Origin of the sequence: Peribacillus sp. Bi134, from assembly GCF_918698065.1 — a bacterium.
In the GTDB taxonomy this organism is placed as follows: domain Bacteria; phylum Bacillota; class Bacilli; order Bacillales; family DSM-1321; genus Peribacillus.
Window position 1 is genome coordinate 1 of the sequence record NZ_CAKKLN010000007.1, and the last position, 19,629, is coordinate 19,629.

The window sequence follows — 19,629 nt, forward strand, 5'->3', positions numbered from 1 at the left end:
TCGTTGTCGGGGACAGTGCCGTTGCTTTCCCTCCAGAAGGCGGCCGTCCATACGCTCCTACTGCTCAAAATGCTTGGCAAATGGGTGAGCTTGTTGGTTACAACCTATTTGCAGCCTTTGAAGGCAACAAACTTGAAGCATTTTCGCCTGTAAACTCAGGTACGCTTGCGAGCCTTGGCCGTAAGGATGCGGTGGCAACGGTTGGGGCCAATAACACGTCCCTTAAAGGCCTTCCGGCTACATTGATGAAAGAAGCAAGTAATGTTCGCTATCTATCGCACATCAAAGCCCTATTCAGCTTGGCTTATTAATTTTTAAGATAAAGCACTCATTGAATTTAAAAGGACCATTCATCATTTGGATGAATGGTCCTCTTTTGCAATTAAAGGGCTGTATTTATCAAAATTCAAATGTTAACCTGGTTGATGCTGAATCTAAGGAAAAATCCCTCAGGTAATTTTGCATTTGTCAGGATCCGGGTTTCTTTTAAACGTTTATCATTATATGAGGAGACTTCCATTAATTCTTCATCCATATAAGCAGGGTGTGTCATTATCTCCACGCTCGCCCCATCCATTACCCTCCCCTTCAAGTTTTGAAAGTAATCTTCAACCACCATTTCTCCATAAAAATCATCCAGGAATACATCTGTAACGGTTTGAATCCCAGCAAGGTGCCTTCCGGCATTACGCACTGGCAATCCATATTTATCTGACAGCTTTTTAATAACCGATAGAAATGCTGTGATCCCATGTACATGATGATGGCTGTCAAAATGAGTCGGGAATAGACCAAATTCCAAGAATCTTTCGATTTGTGCTGACCACTCCCTCTCCAATTCGCTCAAGGAAATACCGGCAGGATCCCCATATACCAACCCTTGCTTCTTAAAGAAACCAGCTTCATCAACCAAACTCGGAACATCACTCAACAAAGGTTTCCCCCATGTCAGCACTAAGTGTATACCTACCTTCAACGATGGTGTCTTCTTTGCGATTTCGATCGCATGCTCCGTTGCTTGCGCATTCATCATGATCGTTGCCGAATTGACAATTCCATATTTGTGGCTATCCAAAATCCCATAATTCACCGCTTTAGTTAACCCGAAATCATCTGCATTTACAAGGACTTCAATCATGATAAATTATCCTGCAACTCCTTTTTTTCAAAAAACTGCGGCAGATAATCTTTATGTGCCTCCAGCATTTCGTCTAAGATAAGTTTTGCAACCCGGTCACTTGGAACGAGTGGATTGATCGTCATGGCAAGCAACGCAGTATCATAGTCCCCCGAAATTGCAGCTTCGATGGCTACCCTTTCAAAGGATTTGATTTGCTGAATTAATCCGCGGACAGCGACAGGAAGCTCTCCTACGTTGATTGGCTTAGGTCCATCCTTAGTTATCACGCAACTGGTTTCAATCGCCGAGCCGTAAGGGATGCCTTCTATCGCACCATGGTTGACCGTATTTACCGCTTGAATATCTCGCTTATCCGTATGCATCGAGCAAATCAACCGTACAGCCGCATCGCTGTAGTACGCACCTCCGCGCTCTTCAAGCTGCGGCGGCTTGATAGCCAGATCCTGGTCTTTGTATAGCTCGAATAAACCTGCTTCAAGTCTTTGAACGACCTCTGCACGTGTTTCCCCTTTTTCTGCATCCTTCAATTCTTGGGCCAGCACATCCCCCGTTTTGTAATAGTAGTTGTGGTATGGACACGGAAACAAATTTAACGCTCTAAGGAATTCCGGCTCCCAGCCCATTGCATGGATATTCTTCATCGTGACAGCTTTAGCTGGATCAGTAATCAAATTGATGATTTGATCTTTGACACTCTCCCCATCAACAAATACATCCAATCCGTAAACCATATGGTTCAAGCCGGCAAAGTCGATCCGGACTCTTGATGGCTCTACATCCATTAAATCCGCAACACCTCGTTCCATACCAATCGGCACATTGCAAAGTCCGATGATTTTGGAAATATTACTGTGACGCAGAACTGCTTCAGTTACCATTCCAGCAGGATTCGTGAAGTTAATCAGCCATGCTTCCGGACATAATTCCTCCATTTCATGAGCAATATCCAGAATGACGGGAATCGTTCTAAAAGCCTTGAAAAGCCCACCAGGCCCATTCGTCTCCTGTCCGATCACTCCGTGTTTCAATGGAATCTTTTCATCAAGTGCCCTTGCTGCGAGCTGGCCAACCCGCAGCTGGGTTGTTACATAATCTGCGCCTTTAAGCGCTTTCTTTCTATCTAGCGTGAGGTGGACATCAATATTCACACCAGCCTTTTCAATCATCCTTCTTGCCAGATTCCCGACAATTTCAAGCTTTTCCTTTCCCGCTTCGATGTCAACGAGCCAAATTTCACTCACGGGAAGTTCTTCATGATATTTAATGAATCCTTCGATCAGTTCTGGCGTATAGCTCGATCCTCCACCAATCGTGACAATTTTCAGCCCCTTGCTCATTCGGCAGCCCTCTCCTTCACAACATTTGCATGTAAGAATTCTTCGCGTAGATCGATCATTTCCAGTGCAAGATCCTTTACTGTCATCGCCGTCATTAAATGATCTTGTGCATGCACTAGGATGATGGGAAGATCAAAATGGTCCCCGCCCGCCTCGGCATGAATTAATTGAGTTTGGTATTTATGGGCCTGCAGTAATTCCGTTTCCGCCTCGGCGATTTTCAATCGTGCAGAATCAAAATCCTTTTTCTTTGCTTCCTGCAACGCTTCCATTGCAAAGCTTCTCGCATTCCCACTATATAAAATCAATTGAAAGGATAGCTGGTATAATTCTTCTTTTTCCATTTTTCATCACTACTTTCTTAAAGGCTTAGCGTTTCTGAATCTTTTGTAAGCTTTGTTTCATTTTTGGTGTCTATCTTCACTTGAGCATAAACGAATGGTAAATAAATAGCTGTTGAAATGACTAGATTGATTGCAGCCAAAACCGCTCCAGATACATGTCCGCCTGTGGCCAGGAATCCACCCACAATCGGCGGGGTAACCCATGGAATCTTAGCGACGATCGGGAAAACCATTCCGCTGCTTACCGCGATATAAGAGATCACCGTTGTAATTACCGGGCCGAGAACAAATGGGATGAACCACATTGGATTCAGAACGATAGGCAATCCGAAAAGAATGGGTTCGTTAATCTGGAACACTCCTGGTGCCCCTCCGAGTGCAATCATCTGTTTATACCGTTTCCGGCCGGCAATGATCATTGCAATGATTAGGCCCAATGTTGCACCAGATCCGCCTAAATAAACAAATGCATCCAGGAAAGAACCCGCCAATACCCCGTATTGGTCCATGTCTTTGACGCCTTTTGCATATAAATCGATATTTTTCACTCCTGAACTTTCAAAAAGCGGTGTCGTTATCCCACCAAGGATATTGGGTCCATGCAAACCGATCATCCATAATAAATGAACAAGAAATACTAGTAAAATAGCGAATGGCAATGAATCTACTGCACTTTGTAATGGAGATACGATCACTTTACTCAACCAGTCATTCAATACCTGCCCATCCGTAGCTTTACGGAACAGCAGTCCGAATATACCAGCGATAAAGATCGTTGCCATACCCGGCACTAACTTTGCAAATGAACGGGCAACCGCAGGAGGTACTCCATCAGGAAGCTTGATGACTAAATACTTCACTCGGGAAAGTCTCACAAATATTTCAGTGGCTATCAAGGCAACGACAATTCCTGTAAAGAGGGCTGTAGCATTAAAATAGTTTACGCTTACAAAACCCCAGGCCCCGCCAGTAACATCCTTATCATCGATGGTTAAAGTGACATTTCCGATTTGAGGCAATAGTAAGAAGAAACAGGCTGCGGATACCAGCATCGCTTCAAAACCATCGTCACCGTATGATCGTGCCAATTTATAAGAAATGCCGAATACAGCGAATACCGTCATGAATGCAAAGGTTCCAAACCAAATATCACCGCCGAGCGTATTCCATGCAGGACCGAAGATGGCCTCCATCATTCTTCCGTAAGGCTTGATGACTTGCCCTAGATTATTAAACAGGACGGCGAATGACCCGATCATTGTAATCGCTATCATTCCAATCAATGCGTCACGAATTGCAAGCAAATGCCGGTTATTTCCTACCTTTACCGCCCCAGGCATAATATACTTATCAATAAAAGTCATCATATCCTTATTCTCCTTTTATTAAAGTAGTGGCTTGTTTTAGCACTTCTTCACCATTACATAGTCCATAGAACATCGGATTGATGGTTGCGACTGGAATTCCCTTTTCTTTCCCCGCTTCCTGTAGCTTGGAAAGAAGATATCTAACCTGCGGCCCTAATAAAATAACATCTGCCTTATCTATTTCATTGTTAACTTCTGTAGAACCAACTGCCCATATATGACACTCTACCCCTTGTTTTTTAGCACTTTCCTCCATCTTGGTAACTAATAAACTAGTAGACATCCCTGCAGAACAACATAATAAGATATTCATTGAAATTACCCCCCTTTTTAATGATTGATTATTCAGTATTTTCAAGTAAGTCTAAACCGCATTTTTTATAATCGATGTTACTTTTATCACTTCCCTTGAATATGAAATGGGTATTATTGCCTCCATACATACATTGTAGTTACAAATCAAAAAAATATCAACACAATTTTTAATTTGTTACTACAAATTTGTGAATTAAAGTTGATTATTGAACTTATCCGAGATAATCTATATGTATATATTGGGAATGAGCATAGGAGGAATCACTGTGGAGACCATGAATAAAGAAGCGGCATTGCATTCCATAGTTAAGGAATCAATTATCGATCTCATAAAAAATGGCGAATATCAAACAAATACAAAATTACCGACTGAGGCAGAATTTTGTAAAATATACGGAGTAAGCAGGACAACAGTTCGCACGGCCTTACAGCAATTGAACGTCGAAGGCTACATCTACCGTGTTCAGGGCAAAGGTACTTTCGTTTCGGAAAATAAAGTGAAGCAATTTCTTTCAAGCACGGTTGAAAAGTTCTCTGAGCAAGTCACGATGCAAGGAAAAAACCCTTCTACAAAGGTCATTAGCTTAAAGGTGATCGAAGCAAACGCTACCCTTGCCAAGCTTTTTAAACAAAATATTGGAGACCCCGTAAATAAACTGGAACGGATACGTTACGTAAACGATATCCCCCTTCAATATGAAATTGCCTATCTCCCTTGGTATAAAACACCCGGGCTTAATATCGAAGCCTGCGAAAAATCACTCTTTAAAGTACTTGAGACACAATTCAATTTAAAAGTAAAAAAAACGGTCGAACACTTGGAGTTTTCACTTGCCGACGATTCCATTTCTGACAAATTGGACGTACCGAACGGCTCACCTTGTTTTTCATTGGAAACTTACACATATGAGAATGACGGATCGGTCATTGAATTCTCTAAAACTCTCTTTAGAGGCGATCGCGCGCACTTTGTCATCGAGCGTAACTATTGAATATTATTATATAAAATAAGACGGGCTGCCTTATTAATTAAGGCAGCCCGGACTGTAAACATACTCGATTTTTTTAGGGTTTTGTAAGATTGGAACGTTGAATTCCACTCCAGGCACTCGCCTTCCGCAGGAGGCTCGGAAGACTTTGTTACCCTTCATGTTTTTTACTTTTTTAATGGGTGAAACGTCATTGGATTGAAGAAATTTGCGCCACTCCTCCGAATAACTAGCTAGCCGAGACCCCACAGCCGCTTGCATTGATGAGGCTTTGCAGAAAAAGGGAACGGATTTCTGAAATCAACTGAAACAAACTTCATGCAAACTCGTTTTTCTTCTTGAGAGAGGCAATCATAACGATTGCCTCTCTTTTCGTTGTGTGTCCGGATAATTATTTACATACTTACAAATACACTCATTAAATGAGTGAATTTACAAATATGCATATATTAAACAAATAACGCCAAAGCAATAATCAGGACCGGGGAGGTGTGGTGCTTGTCGTTTAGTCTACATCCCCCCCTTTTTCCGCATACCGGATCCCTTTGCTTCATTGTTTCCAAGACCAAATATTATTCGGTATGAAAATGCCCCCAATTAATTCATTGAGGGCATCTCTACATAATCTTAGAATAACGGGTCCTTTTTCTCATGGCTCAAGCTGAATTTTACTTACTCCCCATTCTGATTAAGCCATTTTTTTGTGACAACTATCATTTCTTCTTGTTGTTTCTTAGCTGAGATAGTCGCTTCATTATCTCCCTTTTGCTTTCCGTATACACCAAATTGACCGTGGTTTCCCCCCGCTATCTTATGCATGTTAGCCTGTTTAGATAGTAAGTGCTTTGTCTTCACAATCTTCTTCACTGTAGATAGCCCATCATGTTCTGCATATAACGATAGCATAGGAACCTTCATTTTTGAAAAGTCATTCGAGTTACTGGGATATGAACCGAGGAGGATAATTCCTTCCACCTCTTTTGGATTTTCATAAGCATATGCGGAGGCGGCTACTCCTCCTAACGAGTGTCCAGCAACGTACCATTTCTCCACATCTGGATATGCATCTTTAGCTTCCACCGCTTTATTTTTATCAAACAAAGCGAAATTGAACCTCACATCCGGGATAACGACTGTATATCCCTCTTTCGATAATTCTTTTGCATAATATCCGTATGCTTCCGGCTCAACCTTGGCACCTGGATACAGGACAATGCCCACTTTCTTAGTTTTTGTTGGTTCGAATGTGACAAACCCATTTTCCTTTTTTATATTCCCCTTTCCAACTAACGCATACAATTCATCTGATGGCTTGTATGTTTGTTTTGACCATATGTAAAAGCCGCCGAAAGCGATAATCATTAATGCAATTATACTAACGAGAATATATTTAATAACTTTTTTCATTTTATACCTCACTATTCATAAAATTTGATGTTATGGACACACACAGCTACTAGTATTGCTTTTCATTCACCCTGTCCTTAAACTTTACATCTAACTTCCTTCTCTTTTGAATATTTTTATGACAAAGGGGGATTATCTCCATCATTTTCAAGTCTCTTGGATTATCACATATTTAATTACTTGCTGTGCTATATCTCACCTTATTAGGCGTAACCACCCTGTACGAATCCTCTCTCTTTGTTTGGATGCCAGCTATCGAACATTGCCACATGTTTTCATCTGAGTCCACATTGAGAGTTATTACGCAATCTGTGCACGTATTTCAGTGGCTGCTTATCAGTAATATCGCTATTTATGGGCATTTTTCATGCAATGCTTCCATCCTTGTTTAAATATAAAGTTTCTTATGTAGACCTTTGATACTTATAAAAACCACATATAAAGCCTACCCATTATATTCTCCGTATAGGTATTTACAATCTTTCCTGAATATGAATTTCACATTAAATTAAAATTATATTTAAAGTTATTTTTTGTGATATGTTTTGTTCTATTATAGTATGGAAAAAAACAATATAGGGGGTGAATTAGTTGGATACTATTTTATATTTTTGTTATTCAATCATTTATATTATTCTTCTTATCATGGGAATGATGTTACTTCGACAGGACCGTAAACTCTTTTCGTATTCAAGCTTTCTTCTTCTAGTTACTTTCGGGCTTATCGTGGATAACTTAATTATTGCCTCTGGAAAGTTCATTGGTAATGGCCCTTTGTTGGAGTCGTTAAATGCATTACGTTTCTGGAGTCATGGATTTATCACTCCCACATTGATTTTGTTTGGATGGGGAATGGCGAAAAGGATACATATTCCTTTTACAAAGAAAATGATAACACCCTACTTTTTCCTTTTCCTTACAGCTGGGCTTATCATCTATGAATTTATTGAAAATATGCATAAGACATTTGTACCAATCTACGAGTATGGTGTTTTAAGATATGTTAGTGAGGAATCTTCAGGCCCACCTTTAATGGTGCTTATTGTTACCTTTATATTATTGGTGATTAGCATCTGCATATTTATAAGAACACGTTGGATTTGGATGCTTTTAGGAGTTATAGTCATGATAGTTGGAAGTGCCATCCCTATTCCCATAGAAAGTTCGGCTGTTACCAATGCATTTGAATTAATTTTTTTATGTTTACTATGGCTTACAAACTATAAACTAGAACCTCGCCCACAAACAAAGTGATTCATCCTTAGAAATAGAAGAGCATAAAACTAAAAGATAAAAAATGGAATAGGAGCATGCAAAAAAGTAAGGATTTTACAATACACTGTAAATTAAGTACCCACCACGGTTCGTTACTCATTGCACCCAAGCATCAATGAAATATCGCTTGGGTGCATTTAATATTTGCTTGATTATCACCAAAAAACGAGTATCCATTCAAATTAACAATTGGTATATGACGAATTTTTCAAAAGGATTAGATTCTGTCAAGCCAGGTAACATCACCTCGTCTTTCAGTTCGAAGGCGGTTTGGTTTTCGAGGAAAAAAATATAATCCTGTGAAGCATAAAATAAAATCAGTTCGATTTGGCGCGGTTCTTTTTCAAAGGAAAGCAATATGTTATTGATGATTTTCATGAAGATCTGTACCGAGAACGGGTTAAAGAAATAAAAGCGATTGTCATTCGTATCAATATCATATTCTTCCGCCAAACAGCAGTGGAATTCTATATTGCCATAGTTGTTGTTCCTTTTCTTCAAGTAGCCATTCAGATTCTCGATCGCTTCTTTATAGAAACTTTCATTCATCTCCACGCCAACCACAGATGATTGATATAAATGATGGATGAAAAAATTCAAGCGTCCTTTACCGCATCCAAAATCCACAATGCGATCATTTCTTTTCAGTGCATATTTTTTGAATAAATGTTCTAATGCGCTATAAGGCGTAGGTTCGTATCGGTGATAATGCAAAGAATCATTGAATTTTTTTTGTTCACCTTCCGTTTTGATGTTCAGCATTTCGTCATAATTCGTTTCTTCCATTGTTAATGCACCTGCTTCATGTTTTTTAAATAAAGGGCTTCCTAACTAAAAACCCCGGATAAGATTGATCTTTTCCAGGGTAAGGTTTTGTTATATGAATGTCCAGAAAATTAATTGGATTTTGCTTTCGTTACATAATCATTAAAATCAGAGATGCTTGGGTTGGCCATATAATGACCGCCTTCCACTTGGATCGTCTGTCCTGTAATGAATTTGGACTCGTCAGATGCAAGGAATAGTACGGTATAACCGATATCATCCGCTTCACCATGATATGGCAATGCATTGAATTTAGCAAAAATATCGAGTACGGCCTGAGGCATATTATTTTTCGCTGCAGGAGTTAAAATAAGACCTGGTGCCACTCCATTACAACGAATATGATCTTTACCATACTGTGCAGCGATATAACGAGTCAAATTCACTACCCCCGCTTTGGACGCGCCATATGCAGATCGTACGGAGTCACCTGTAAATCCAGCCATGGAGGCCGTATTGATTATCGAACCTCCTCCCGCTTTAATCATGTGAGGAATCGCAAACCTGCTGCCCAATAGCACACTTTTTAAATTCACATCCATAAGTCGGTCCCATTCTTCCAAATCTAAATTCACGACATCCAGATCTTTATGCAGGTTAGTTGACCCCACATTATTAACAAGTACCGTAACCGTTCCATATTGTTCAATGGTAAAGTCGACTGCTGCCTGGATGGAATCTGCTTGTCCGGCATCCAAGAACACTCCAGACGCTTCCCCACCTTGTTTTTTAATGTTTTCAGCCGCTTCTTTCGCTCCTGTTTCGTTAAAATCAGCAATCACGACTTTTGCGCCTTCTTTAGCCATTAGTGTGGATATGGATAACCCTATACCTGAAGCTCCACCTGTAACTAATGCTACTTTTCCTTGTACTCTTCCCATAATAATCCACCTGCTCTTCAAAATATGAATATTTTATCCTGACTGACAGTGCAAGAATACAACATATATAAATCAGTTACAAATAATTATACTCAAAGTTCATTTTTGTAAAAATGTAGATTATTAGAATGTCGTAAGCCTGTGAAAATTTTTGATTTCCATCAAATTTAAAACAGAAAAAAGCTGAAGCATCAAAAGAGCTTCAGCTTTTTTCATTTTTTTTCTTCATCATTCCATATGATCCAATCATGAACCTCTAGAATTTCCAGGAATTTCATCAACCTCGGTAAAGCTGGTTCTGCTTCCTCTCCAAAATGTTCACTCATCGCTTCAGAAATCTGATTTACATTTCTTTGGAACTCCATCTGTTTAATGGCATATGCCCCAAACTTATCAAGCTTGATTTTGCGGACTGATGGTTGTTTAAAGAAACGAATTGTAATTCGTTCCACAAAATTGGTCCTTTGAATGACTAAAAAAGTTGCTTCCGAAGATTCTTGTACCATAGTGACGCGTTTTTCCAAAAGGGGAACCATGGTTAACAGGTTCCTCTTTTTTGATTGGCTTTTACGAAGCATCTTCTTTTTTCCCTTTGCTGGATACGAACCATAGCAATCCAGCTAGAGCAAGGAATAATAGGAAAGGTAGCAAATTGCTGGCTAATTTAGCCGCAGCCGGAACTTGGACACCTGCTGCGATCAATATGGCAATAAGAACACCAATCAATGATTCACCCGCTATTAAACCAGATGCAAATAATACACCTCTATCAACCCGTGCTTTAAGCGCTTCTTTTGTTTTCGAGAAAAACTCAACGAAGAAACGAATAAATCCACCGATCATGATTGGGGCACTCGTATGAACCGGCAAGTAAATGCCGACAGCAACAACAAGTGAATTTAGACCGAAAAATTCTAATGTGATCGAAATAGCCGCACCGATAAAGATGAGTGTCCAAGGTAAATCTCCCCCAAGAACACCTTCAGCCAGTATTTTCATTAGTGCCGCTTTAGGTGCAGGCAGTTCTGCAGATCCCATCGTATATGCGTTATCCATCAGAACCAGGATAAAACCAATGACAGAAGCTGACGCAACAACACCGATCATCATGGCAACTTGTTGTTTCCATGGTGTTCCGCCGACGATATATCCTGTTTTTAGATCTTGAGAAACATCACCTGAAACCGCAAGTGCAGTACAAATGATCGCAGCGACGGTTAAAGCGGCTACCATTCCCGTCGTACCAGTAAAACCAGTAGCTTTATAGACAATCGCTACAATCAATAGTGTGGCTATCGTCATTCCTGAAACTGGGGAAGAAGAACTTCCGACGATCCCAACAACCCTTGAAGCCACTGTCACGAATAAAAACCCAAAAATCGCAATTGCAATCGCACCGATGATTCCTACATCCGTGATAGGTGTGAAAGCAATGATTAAAATAACGATGATCGTTCCCAGCCAAACGTATTTAGCCGGTATGTCTTGTTCTGTACGGATCGAACCTGATTTTAGTTGTCCTTTATTGGCTTTAACACCTTTAAGAGTATCGAAAACTGAACTGAAAAGTATTGGTAATGTTTTGATCAATGTGATCAATCCGCCAGTTGCAACGGCACCAGCACCAATGTAGCGTATATAATTATCCCAAATTCCCCATGCATCCAATTCACCGATCGGTACCTCGGAAGGGAAAATGGCTGTTCCATTGCTTCCGCCAAAAAAGCTGATGGCCGGTATTAGAACGACCCAGGCTAATAAACCCCCACCTAGCATTTGTCCTGCAACACGCGGTCCAATAATATAACCTACACCCAAAAGGGAAGGAAAGGCATCAAGACCAACCACTGCATTTTTAAAATTCGTGATTCCTGTTTCAACCTCAGTCTTGAAAAGCTTAAACCCATCACCAAGCCCTTTAACCACACCGCCGATAACCAAGCCGGCTCCGATCAGCTTGGCGCTTGTACCACCCTTTTCTCCTGATTTCAGGACCTCGGCACATGCCGTACCTTCAGGATAAGGTAATGTTTCATGTTCCCTTACAATCAAAAGCTGGCGAAGTGGAACCATCATGAAGACCCCTAAAAAACCCCCAGTTAATACAACGAAAATGATGAATGCTTGACTCACGTCCATGTCCCACATGAATAATGCTGGAATGGTAAATACAGCACCGGCACCAATAGCCTCACCTGCTGTGGTCATCGTTTGCACAATATTGTTTTCTAATATTGAATCCCTGCGAAAAACCCCTCTTAATATAGCCATTGAAATTACCGCCGCGGGTATTGAAGCAGAGACAGTTAAACCAATAAGTAGGCCTAAGTATGCATTTGCCGCCCCGAATACGATTGCAAGAATGATCCCTAGAATGATTGCAGTTGCAGTCAATTCCGGTAAAGATTTAGATGCAGAGACGTACGGGACGAATTTACTCTCTTTTGAATTGTTCGACAATTTAGCCACTTCCTATGTTAAACTTTAAAATCACAGAGAACATTATATCACTGTAATTTAAAGTCATGCAATGGGAAAATTACGCTAATCAAAAGTTTGATTATATCAAAAATTCAGTTTAGTAGTTTCAGTTTTAAAATATATAAAATAATATTGATATAATAACCATAACTATTCGTTACTCTAAGTCACTGCCTATCACAGCATCATCAGCAACCCTTATCAGTTCCATAGGCAATAAACCCACTGGGTTATTGCACATTAAAATGAGATTTTACATATCCTGAAAAATCAAGTCTTAAAAAAAGGAATGATAATTTCATGGTCTCCTATATGGACTATACCTCACCATCCACACAATACTTTTTCGATATTAATAAAAGCAATTTAATGAAAAAAGACAATCAAAACTATATCAATATATTAGGTATCAAACAATTGAACACACTCGAAAATGTTTCATTATTAGATATTTACCTTAGTACAGACAATGTCGTAGAACCGCATTATCACCAAAATGCAGCAGAGCTCGTGTATTGCATTTCTGGAGCGGCAACCGTTTCATTACTGAATCCTTTTACAAAACAAATACAAAATTATCCCATTAAACCCGGTCAAGTAGCCAATGTCCCACAAGGTTGGTGGCATTATGAAGTGGCTAATACGGATAATACTCATTTGCTTGCCATTTTTAATGCACCAACACCTGAGGTGATCCTCGGTTCGGATATCTTGAAATTGACGCCGGCAAATATTATGGCACATACTTATTGCATGGATGAAAACCAATGGAAAAAAGCAATTGCACCGGTTCAGCCATCAACATTCATCGGTCCGCCAGTCAACTGCCATCGAGCCGATGAAGAGATGCAGCAATATCCTCAATATATTAATCACTATGATAACCAACTATATACTGCCCCGGCATACAACTATCAATACCAGCCCAATCCCCCATATTATTATTGAAGATAGATGTTGGGAACATGATTAACGCTGTTCAAGGCCTATACACCCTTCATGGATGACGTCTAAGGGAGAACCTCTCATTACATAAGGGTTCTCCATTGCTTTTTATTACATGACCCGTTTAAAATGTCGAATTCATTTTACTGCGCAACATCTTATATTATGGTGTCCACCCAATGTGGTTTATGGGTATTTAAAAATCCATAACACGCTTGGATACAATTATCAGTTATATAATCCCCATATATTCTACCGAGTTTCTTCTTATAATATAAGAGATTCATATTGAATCCCCTCTATAACAACAAAGCATTCACTTCAATTTTGCGGTTGCCCAGAACTTTTAAAGGAACCTCCCCATATCAAAGTGTTCAATCCTAATACTTTGTATCTTTCTGGAATTTGGTTTTTTATATTTTCATAAGTCCTTTAAACTTCATCAACTGACCGATTTGCAATGGTATTAACTATTTAGTTTTTTTGAAGTGGAGTGACCAAGACCAATACTTGATTCGGGCCGGTACGCTTTAATACAAAATATCCTTTCTCCGCTTTTGTTGCGACTCCATCATCATTTGGCCAGCAATATCCATGAGTTTCACATGTTCCATCATCTCGAACCCGTATTTGACCAATTAGCCCTACAGCCACCCATTCTTGTCGGTTTACACGAGAAACGTATTCTTGGTTAGGGTTCCAATCCGGATTAAGGATGGGTTGCTTTACTGTACTTTCTGGAATAATCACATTCCCTTTTTTGTCTTTTTGGGGTGGAAGAGTGACATCATGGTATTTTTTTCTTCCCCATTCATCGATTTGATATTTCCCTTGCCAGCGCAAACCTCCACTATTCCCCAATACACCAGGTGTTGCACTAGTAATGCCCAAAATAAAAGGGGCGGTTGAAGTGGCTTTCTGAATTTTGTCTTCATTTGATGCTACAACAAAGTAGCCAACATCAATTGGGTTTCCATCAGCAGTTTCAAACATCTCTGCGTAATCACCCGCCGGAGTGCCATATGCCCCATCAATGAACATATTACCGTTATTCAGAAGTTTTCCAACTAGTCCTGTAGTGTCATACGGCTCTGCTCCGAAAGCTACATTCCACGAAAAAGTTGGGTCACCATCTAAATCGTTAACAGCTCCGTTTCTTCCCATAATATGGGCTCCTTCAAAACCATTTGTTGAGGTAAAGTTACCTTCAGCATGGGAGGTATCACCACTGGCGATTGTTCCTACTCCCTCTGCATGTGAAGTAAGGCCGCTGGAGAATGTTGCAACGCCTTCTGCGTGGGAAAAGTTTCCGCTTGCTACCGGTCCTGGTAAAAAGGTTATGTCTGGAGTTCCCCCTTCCGCATGAGACGCAAATCCACTTGCTGTTGTACCAACTCCTTCCGCGTGAGCACTATTCCCACTGGCCAACGTTGGAGCTGGATTACCTACTTGATCAATTGCTCCACCCTCAGCGTGTGAGGCCCTTCCACTAGCCGTTGTACCTTCCCCTTCGGCATGGGCATTCAACCCCAGTGTCGAATCATTTGCATTTCCCGTAGTGGTCAGGAAGCCTTCTGCATGCGAATTTTCCCCAAATGCCCTTGTTTCTCTCCCTTCGGCATGGGAAGCTGATCCAATGGCGTTTGTAGCAACCCCCTCGGAATGAGAAGCTTCTCCACTGGCAGATGTACTTTGCCCTTCCGTGTGAGAACGATTTCCACTGGCTACTGAACCCTCCCCTTCGGCATGGGAAGCATTTCCACTGGCCGTTGTACTTAACCCTTCCGCGTGGGAAGCAAATCCACTCGCAGTTGTATTGACGCTTTCTGCATGAGAACCAATTCCACTGGAAATTGTACTAATTCCTTCAGCATGGGCAGCAGGATTACTGGCAGAGGTTTGGAAGCCTTCTGCGTGTGCAGCAGGTCCACTAGCTGTTGTCCCTATGCCTTCTGCGTGAGCACCATCCCCGCTTGCTAAGGTGGGAACTGGATTACCCATTTGATCTACTCCGCCTCCTTCCGCATGGGAGGCCCTGCCGCTTGCTGTATTTCCTTCTCCTTCCGCATGTGCGTTAACACCGCTGATTGTTGTTTGCGTATTCAAACCTTCTGTATGTGAATTAGCTCCGGCTGCTGTTGTATTGTTACCTTCTGCATGCGAATTATCTCCACTTGCATTTGTTGCAAAACCTTCCGCATGTGAGGCAACTCCGCTTGCTGTCGTAGTAGTTCCCTCTGCGTGTGCCGTATTAGCTGTGGCCGTTGTCCGAAACCCTTCCGCATGGGAGGAGTTTCCCGTCGCAATTGTTTCACTTCCTTCCGCATGGGAAGTATTTGCACTAGCGGTAGTCAGATATCCCTCCGCGTGGGAAGCTACCCCGCTTGCTGTCGTAGTAGTTCCCTCTGCGTGTGCCGTATCAGCTGTTGTTTCGGTATCATACCCTTCTGTGTGTGCAGCATTACCACCTGAAGTTGTGGTACTTCCTTCCGCATGAGAAGCAGTCCCGTTAACAATTGTATTCATTCCTTCAGCATGAGAGGCTGTCCCATTAGCAGTTGTATTGATTCCTTCCGCTTCCGAACAAGTCCCTATCGGATTTTGGTTACATCCATTTGCCATTATCGTTCTCCATTCTTATAAAATTTTTTCATATTAAAAAATCTATATTATGTTATGCATATTCCAAAAAAATGGTATAGACAAGCTTCATTTACTAAATAGCCCATATAGGATTCTGACTTGATAATTGCGTTGTTGTAATAATTAGTGGTCTATCACGGAGATTATATCTTGAATACAGGACTCTTCAGCAGAAAGGTTTTCAAACGCTTTGTTTTAAAGATTATGACCCATAAATGTAATCATTTAACGAAAAAAGCAAGGAGAACTCTATTACTTTAATGTTTATCTATTGCTTTTAATTACATGATCCGTTTTTTACTTCGCCACATCCTTACATTTGGTGTCCACCCAATGTGGTTTATGGGTATTTAAAAATCCATAACACGCTTGGATACAATTATCCGTTATATAATCTAAATATATTCTACCGAGTTTCTTCTTATAATATAAAAAATTCAAATTGCTCCCCCTAATACAGCAACAGATTATTCAGTTTGCGGTTGGCTCAGAAGTACTCCTATCTTTAAAAGAACCTCACCCTATCAAAATGCTCAATCTAGTTCTATAAAATTTAATCATCTGTGGCTTAATAGTGCATCACAGGTTCTATCTAAAAAGGAATTATTGAAATTTTATAAATGCAAATAAATTAAAACATTTTTTTGGATAAATATGAGAAATCACCTTACAATTGAAAAAGCCTATAAATAGTTGAGATTTTACTGTTGGATGATTTATTTGAGAAGAATGAAACTAAGTAATATGGAGAGTGTGATACTTGGAGTCTATTTTTGAAGAATTCGAAGATATGGATTTTGATGAATATAACCTAAATGAATTAACAGAAGGAGATATCCTTGATGCTGAAACAAATTTAAACATTAAACTCCCAAAAGAATATATTGAACTATTAAAAATTCAAAATGGGGGATATTTAAAATACAACGCATTACCAGTGAGTTTTAAAAATTCCTATGCTGATAATCATATTGCTGTAGACTTTCTGTTTGGAATTAAAGAGAATGAAGGAATTTACAAATCAAAATACCTTCTTAATGAATGGGGAATTAAAGAAAAAGATTTTGTAACAATCTCCGGAGATGGACACACGTGGATTGTATTAGATTATAGAAAAAATAAAGATGAACCAGAAATAACTTTTATAGACACTGAAGAGAATAGAACTTCTGTTATCTTTAAGACTTTTAAAGAAATGATTGAAAATTTATATGAACCGCCAACAGAAGATTTGTCCGATTACATTGGTGGATATGAGTTATCCGTTGAACGTGCAAAAGAGTTGTGTAAAAGTATAGATACTGAGGACATTTTAGATGGTATAAGCATATGGGTATGTAGTTATAAAGATTTAACAGAACTCGCATCTACACTGATTATGTTCCTTGAAACTAACTCAGATATATATATTCAAGAAAGCGCATCTCAAAATTTAGTTGAATTAATCAGCGATGAGTTTGTAACTGATGAAATCATAATAAAAAAAGCGTTGCATATTTTAGGCTCTGTAGAAGATAGTGAAATCAATAGTGATATAAAGTATTCACACAAGTTATTACTTGACTTTATAAACAGGAACTAACTCAGTTACTTCGAATATACAGGTCTCTTATGCTGAAAACGTTTCAAAAGCACTAGAAAAAAGAGCATGGACCAATAAATGTGGTCATTTAACTAAAAAAGCAATGGAGAATCCCATTACATAAGGGTTCTCCATTGCTTTTAATTACATGATCCGCTTGAACATTTTCTCCATTTCATAAATGGAATATGAGATGATGATAGGCCTTCCATGAGGGCATGTGAAGGGATCGGTTGTGCGCCTTAGTTCATCCAAAAGTGCTTGGATTTCATCATTGCGCAGATGACGGTTTGCCTTTATGGAGGCTTTACAGCTCATCATGATAGCTGCTTCTTCACGCAATTTCTTGATGTCGACCTTTTTCATCGAGAGCAATTGTTCAATCATTTCTTCAAGGATTTCCTGTTCAATTCCTTTAGGGAACCATTGTGGATGCGATCGGACAATATAGGCGTTGTAGCCAAACTCCTCTAAATAGACGCCGACTTTTTCCAACTCATGCCGATATTCATTTATCCGAATACATTGGTCTGTTGAAAATTCAAGGGTGATGGGAACCAGCATGTCCTGCAGCTCGTTTTCAACACGTCCGACCTTCTCTTTAAAATATTCGTATTTTATTCGTTCCTGGGCAGCATGCTGGTCTATGATATATAAACCTTTTTCGTTTTGAGCGAAAATATATGTTCCATGCATTTGCCCAATCGGGTACATGGGAGGGATGCGGTTAGCCTGTTCATTCGCCTCGATTTCTTCCTCTTGTTCGACAGTGTAGGTTGTATACTTTTCAGCTGACTCGAAATATGGTTTGCTTTCATCATCTTGTAAGACCGGTACATAGACATCTTCCATTTGCTGCTGTTCATTGCTATAGATTATTTCCTTTATTGGTTCAAAATTGAAATCTTCATGCTCCACATAACTCTTTTGTTCCTGCTTTTCCCGAATCAAGGTATCCTTCAAGAGTGAAGCTTCTTTCTTGGCTTCTTCAAGGACCCGCTTGCCGCTTTCCACAACATGGTCCAATTCCAGCGTAGTTTGCTCACTTTTCGCCTGTTCCGGCTTTGGTGTAGGTGTATATCCACTTGGAATTAGAGACATCTTTTTAAACGAAGATTTAATCGTTTCCGATACAAGACTGAACAATTCCTGTTCCTTGCTTAGTCTTACCTCCATTTTGGACGGATGTACATTGACATCGACAAGAATCGGGTCCATTTCAATATTCAACAAAGCAATTGGAAAACGCCCAATTGGTAGAAGTGTATGGTAACCATCCAGGATTGCTTTCACGAGCGCATAGTTTTTAATGAAGCGGCCGTTTATCATGGTCGAAATATAATTCCTTGAAGCCCTGGTGACTTCGGGCATGACGATATATCCGGATAATTTGAAGTCCAGGGAGCTTGCCTGAACCGGAATCATCTTTTTGGCAATATTCGTCCCATAGATAGCGGCTAGCACCTGCCTGACATCGCCGTTACCATTCGTGTGCAGGATACGCTTCTCATTGTGTGTTAACCGTATTGAAACATCCGGGTGCGAAAGTGCGAGCCTGTTAGCGACATCCGTAATATTTCCTAACTCGGTATGAATGGTTTTCATATATTTCAACCTTGCAGGAGTATTGTAAAACAAATCGGAAACAAGGATATCCGTTCCTTTACGGCTGGATGAAGCCTCGAGTTCCTTAACCATGCCGCCTTCAAGAAGTATGCGCGTTCCTACACCTTCGCCAGTGCTGCTTTTCATTTCAAAACGGGAAACTGAAGCAATACTGGGCATTGCTTCACCGCGGAAGCCGAGTGTTCGGATTCGGAAGAGATCATTTTCATCTTTTATTTTACTTGTGGCGTGACGTTTAAATGCCGCCTCTATGTCATCAGCCAAAATCCCATCGCCATTATCCACGATCCTGATGGAACCAAGTCCAGCCTCCACCAATTCAATCTCTATAATGGTACTGTTTGCATCTATTGCGTTTTCCACAAGTTCCTTAACGACTGAGGCTGGGCGTTCAACAACTTCGCCAGCTGCGATTTTATTAGATAAAGCCTCGTCGAGCTGTTTGATTTTCCCCATTTTTATCGCCTCGCT

The 19,629-nt window shown here is 40.3% G+C and carries 16 protein-coding genes and 1 pseudogene; 5 read left to right on the forward strand and 12 right to left on the reverse strand.

What is annotated here, in order from left to right:
* A pseudogene (locus LQ188_RS16190) lies at positions 1-311 on the forward strand (pyridine nucleotide-disulfide oxidoreductase); the annotation flags it as partial.
* 95 nt (positions 312-406) lie between these two features.
* Here the strand turns inward: LQ188_RS16190 and chbG are convergent.
* Genes chbG through LQ188_RS16215 form a run of 5 tightly spaced genes read right to left on the reverse strand, consistent with a single transcriptional unit; the run spans position 407 to position 4,502 of the window.
* A complete protein-coding gene (gene chbG / locus LQ188_RS16195; protein WP_230177451.1) occupies positions 407-1,138 on the reverse strand; it encodes a chitin disaccharide deacetylase in 732 nt (243 codons plus the stop codon).
* On the reverse strand, positions 1,135-2,478 hold the full coding sequence (locus LQ188_RS16200; protein WP_101224721.1) for a 6-phospho-beta-glucosidase: 1,344 nt from the start codon (positions 2,476-2,478) through the stop codon (positions 1,135-1,137). The genes chbG and LQ188_RS16200 overlap by 4 nt, the downstream gene beginning before the upstream one ends.
* Positions 2,475-2,822, reverse strand: a complete 348-nt coding sequence (locus LQ188_RS16205) for a PTS lactose/cellobiose transporter subunit IIA (RefSeq protein WP_230177452.1) — start codon at positions 2,820-2,822, stop codon at positions 2,475-2,477. Before LQ188_RS16205 ends, LQ188_RS16200 begins: the two co-directional genes overlap by 4 nt.
* Positions 2,823-2,839: 17 nt before the next feature.
* On the reverse strand, positions 2,840-4,189 hold the full coding sequence (locus LQ188_RS16210) for a PTS transporter subunit EIIC (protein WP_034313464.1): 1,350 nt from the start codon (positions 4,187-4,189) through the stop codon (positions 2,840-2,842).
* A 4-nt stretch (positions 4,190-4,193) separates the two neighbouring features.
* The gene (locus LQ188_RS16215; RefSeq protein WP_048684685.1) at positions 4,194-4,502 is read right to left on the reverse strand and encodes a PTS sugar transporter subunit IIB; all 309 of its coding nucleotides are present in this window, start codon (positions 4,500-4,502) and stop codon (positions 4,194-4,196) included.
* 277 nt (positions 4,503-4,779) lie between these two features.
* Between LQ188_RS16215 and LQ188_RS16220 the strand changes: the two genes are divergently transcribed.
* Positions 4,780-5,496, forward strand: a complete 717-nt coding sequence (locus LQ188_RS16220) for a GntR family transcriptional regulator (protein ID WP_101224747.1) — start codon at positions 4,780-4,782, stop codon at positions 5,494-5,496.
* A 669-nt stretch (positions 5,497-6,165) separates the two neighbouring features.
* Here the strand turns inward: LQ188_RS16220 and LQ188_RS16225 are convergent.
* Positions 6,166-6,900 (reverse strand): alpha/beta fold hydrolase, encoded by a 735-nt coding sequence (locus tag LQ188_RS16225; RefSeq protein ID WP_230177453.1) that lies wholly within the window; start codon positions 6,898-6,900, stop codon positions 6,166-6,168.
* Positions 6,901-7,491: 591 nt separating this feature from the next.
* Between LQ188_RS16225 and LQ188_RS16230 the strand changes: the two genes are divergently transcribed.
* Positions 7,492-8,154 carry a hypothetical protein gene (locus LQ188_RS16230; RefSeq protein ID WP_230177454.1) on the forward strand — a complete coding sequence of 221 codons (663 nt, stop codon included), beginning with the start codon at positions 7,492-7,494 and terminating at the stop codon, positions 8,152-8,154.
* A 198-nt stretch (positions 8,155-8,352) separates the two neighbouring features.
* On the opposite strand, the gene LQ188_RS16235 is transcribed toward LQ188_RS16230, so the two are convergent.
* The 4 genes from LQ188_RS16235 to LQ188_RS16250 form a co-directional block, all read right to left on the reverse strand.
* A complete protein-coding gene (locus LQ188_RS16235) occupies positions 8,353-8,961 on the reverse strand; it encodes a methyltransferase domain-containing protein (protein ID WP_230177455.1) in 609 nt (202 codons plus the stop codon).
* A 110-nt stretch (positions 8,962-9,071) separates the two neighbouring features.
* A complete protein-coding gene (locus LQ188_RS16240; RefSeq protein WP_230177456.1) occupies positions 9,072-9,881 on the reverse strand; it encodes an SDR family NAD(P)-dependent oxidoreductase in 810 nt (269 codons plus the stop codon).
* Positions 9,882-10,093: 212 nt separating this feature from the next.
* Positions 10,094-10,459, reverse strand: a complete 366-nt coding sequence (locus LQ188_RS16245; RefSeq protein ID WP_101224716.1) for a PqqD family protein — start codon at positions 10,457-10,459, stop codon at positions 10,094-10,096.
* Positions 10,449-12,341 carry an oligopeptide transporter, OPT family gene (locus tag LQ188_RS16250; RefSeq protein WP_230177458.1) on the reverse strand — a complete coding sequence of 631 codons (1,893 nt, stop codon included), beginning with the start codon at positions 12,339-12,341 and terminating at the stop codon, positions 10,449-10,451. Before LQ188_RS16250 ends, LQ188_RS16245 begins: the two co-directional genes overlap by 11 nt.
* Before the next feature lie 321 nt (positions 12,342-12,662).
* Between LQ188_RS16250 and LQ188_RS16255 the strand changes: the two genes are divergently transcribed.
* Positions 12,663-13,310, forward strand: coding sequence for a cupin domain-containing protein (locus LQ188_RS16255; RefSeq protein ID WP_230177460.1), 648 nt, complete (start codon positions 12,663-12,665; stop codon positions 13,308-13,310).
* 471 nt (positions 13,311-13,781) lie between these two features.
* Here the strand turns inward: LQ188_RS16255 and LQ188_RS16260 are convergent, their stop codons facing one another.
* On the reverse strand, positions 13,782-15,929 hold the full coding sequence (locus LQ188_RS16260; RefSeq protein ID WP_230177461.1) for a peptidase G2 autoproteolytic cleavage domain-containing protein: 2,148 nt from the start codon (positions 15,927-15,929) through the stop codon (positions 13,782-13,784).
* A 781-nt stretch (positions 15,930-16,710) separates the two neighbouring features.
* On the opposite strand from LQ188_RS16260, the gene LQ188_RS16265 reads away from it, so the two are divergent.
* Positions 16,711-17,532 carry an SMI1/KNR4 family protein gene (locus tag LQ188_RS16265; protein WP_230177463.1) on the forward strand — a complete coding sequence of 274 codons (822 nt, stop codon included), beginning with the start codon at positions 16,711-16,713 and terminating at the stop codon, positions 17,530-17,532.
* 144 nt (positions 17,533-17,676) lie between these two features.
* Here the strand turns inward: LQ188_RS16265 and mutL are convergent, their stop codons facing one another.
* Positions 17,677-19,614 carry a DNA mismatch repair endonuclease MutL gene (gene mutL / locus LQ188_RS16270; RefSeq protein WP_101224711.1) on the reverse strand — a complete coding sequence of 646 codons (1,938 nt, stop codon included), beginning with the start codon at positions 19,612-19,614 and terminating at the stop codon, positions 17,677-17,679.
* Positions 19,615-19,629: the final 15 nt, after the last annotated feature.